General features: G+C 37.5%; 1 protein-coding gene and 1 pseudogene. Both read right to left on the bottom strand.

Going from position 1 to position 2218, the window contains the following annotated elements; genetic code table 11:
- Nucleotides 1-130: 130 nt before the first annotated feature.
- Nucleotides 131-1057 (bottom strand): annotated as a pseudogene (gene repM / locus FTU05_RS17545) (replication initiation protein RepM); the annotation flags it as partial.
- Nucleotides 1058-1623: 566 nt separating this feature from the next.
- Nucleotides 1624-1803 (bottom strand): hypothetical protein, encoded by a 180-nt coding sequence (locus tag FTU05_RS17540; protein ID WP_020847111.1) that lies wholly within the window; start codon nucleotides 1801-1803, stop codon nucleotides 1624-1626.
- Nucleotides 1804-2218 lie beyond the last annotated feature (415 nt).

Raw genomic sequence — 2218 nt, 5'->3', positions numbered from 1 at the left:
GCTTCAAATGTTTGAATTTTTTATTTCTGGACATGCCGTAAGAAATTCGGTTGATCTGCATATTTGGAAAATCTATAAACTTAGGTTCATCGACCTGTTTGATTGGTGCTGATTGGATTTTCTTAGAACCAAAGCCGAGCTGTTCCAGTAGCGGATAAAACATCCTGAATTTTTTTGGCTCTAAAAGCATGTCTGCAAGGCGTTTCGTAAAGTCTTCGGATGACTCTCCGATCTCTGCATATTCGCTACCAACTTCGGGCAGTTCAGATAATTTGTGTGCAAACAAATGCCGTTGTGCATCGGTCATTTCGACAAAGAAATCAGGTGTGTTTGGATCTCGTTTAGGGTCGGTTTTTTGTTGTTTTTTTGGCTGTGCCTTCTGTTTAAATCGGAATGAAAAACCAATAATATTACGTCCTCTTTTGTGCTGTTCTTCTTTGACAGTAATATCTGTATTTTCATTGATTTGCTTTAATGATGGTTCTAAAACACGCTTTTTAAAGTCGTGCATTCGATGATATTCACTTTCTAATACTCCCAATCTTTCTCTGAACTCACTTAGCTCAATAATTGGTGTTTTCCCACTACTACGCCAAGCAATCAAAAGTTCATAAAGTCTAATGGCGTAGCCAGTGGAAAGCCCTTTTACTTGCTCTAACTCATAGCTCGTAAATTGTTTTTCTAGCCGAGTTATTAAAGGGATAATTGCAGGTGAAAAAATTAACTCAACAGATGCCGTTTTTTCGATGTATGCAATTTGAGAAACCCAACGTGAGGTAATATGAGCTACTCCTTTTCCTCTTGGTTCTTGATAGCTAAATTGACGAGCAAACAAGTCTTTACAGGCTTCTTTTAGTGCTTGATAAGCACCATTTTTCAATACATCAAAGTGGTTGATATAGCTCTCTGCGTGAATAGTTAAAGGGTCATTCGCATTAATACCTTTACCACTTTCACGGGCTTCAATTATTGCTAAAAGAATTAACCGTTGTTCCACTAGGTCAAGATTGTAGCTGGCATTAATTAAAGCGTTATCTTTCACAATTAAATCTTTCATATAGCGTCTTATTTTATTATGTCGTCTTATTGATCTTATGTGAAGCCTTATCAAGAAGCAATAAGCAGACATATTTTATTTTGTCGCATCTTGCAAACTAAACGTGCTTAAAACGACATGTTTTATTTTGTCTTTCAAAGCACACTAAGTGTCGTCTTATTGAGAATTTCTAGCACACTAAGTGTCGTCTTTTAGCACACTAAGTGTCGTCTTATGTCCTCTGAAACGCACGTATATCAATGCTTTCAGACTGCTTAAAAGCATTTAAAAGCTTTTTTATTATTAAAAGCCCAAAAAAATTAAAAACGGCATTTAAAACTGCCCTATGTTTTCGCTTCGCTCAAACTCTATTGAATCTCGCTGCGCTCGATTCCTGGGGGCAGTTTTTTTCAAAGACCCGCTAGGACGCTAAAAACAAGAATGGATTCGCTTCGCTCATCATGGAGCCAGTGGCTACAGTCGCTTTGCTCTGTAAATCTCGTTATGAAGCAACAGGGAGCTTGTAATCAGGGAAAAGGCAGGGGCAAATTTTTATAATGCTCAGTCGCTCGTAGACACTCGCTCGGTTACTTGATCAATTTGTTTAGTTGTTCTTCAAAATCTTGCTTGTTTAAATCACCTGAAACGTACTGATCATAAAGTTTTTGATGATCTTCAGTGATTTCTAAATCGTAATATTCTCGATCTGATTTCTTTAAAAACACCTCTGACAAACGATTATTTTTTTCAGCATCACTCAATTTCATGGTCTAAATGCTCCTATTTTGCGTTTATTGGCGTTTTTAGCCCTGTTTAGCTAGATTTCCCTGTTTTGAAGAAAAGTGCGCTTAAAGGCGATTTTAGGCGGTTTTAAGCCATGTGTGAAAATTTGATATTTTAAAAGTTGCCGATCGGCAACTTTTAGCGGTTTGGGGGATTTATCATTTTCCGACAGCAGGAGGGAATGCACGCTTCCGCGTTTCTCTCCGAGAAACAAAAAAACGGCCTCTGAAAAAGATAAAAATAAGCCCCAAAAGTTGGGGCGTTTTGAAATCTTTTTTAGAGGGGGAAACTCAAGGATTAGATTTTAGGAAATCGTAAAATTGAAGTTGCTGTTTTGGGTCTTTTAGCATGATGCAAAGCCGTTGCATAAAATCATTAGGTGATTCATTCTCTTGCTTC

Source organism: Acinetobacter sp. YH12049 (assembly GCF_013419875.1).
In the GTDB taxonomy this organism is placed as follows: domain Bacteria; phylum Pseudomonadota; class Gammaproteobacteria; order Pseudomonadales; family Moraxellaceae; genus Acinetobacter; species Acinetobacter amyesii.
The sequence above is the reverse complement of the archived record's forward strand: the minus strand, read 5'-3'. Positions and strand labels throughout refer to the sequence as shown.

Excerpts from the sequence above, each read along its gene's own strand:
- FTU05_RS17540 (WP_020847111.1), bottom strand. The coding sequence starts at position 1,803 with ATGAAATTGAGTGATGCTGAAAAAAATAATCGTTTGTCAGAGGTGTTT.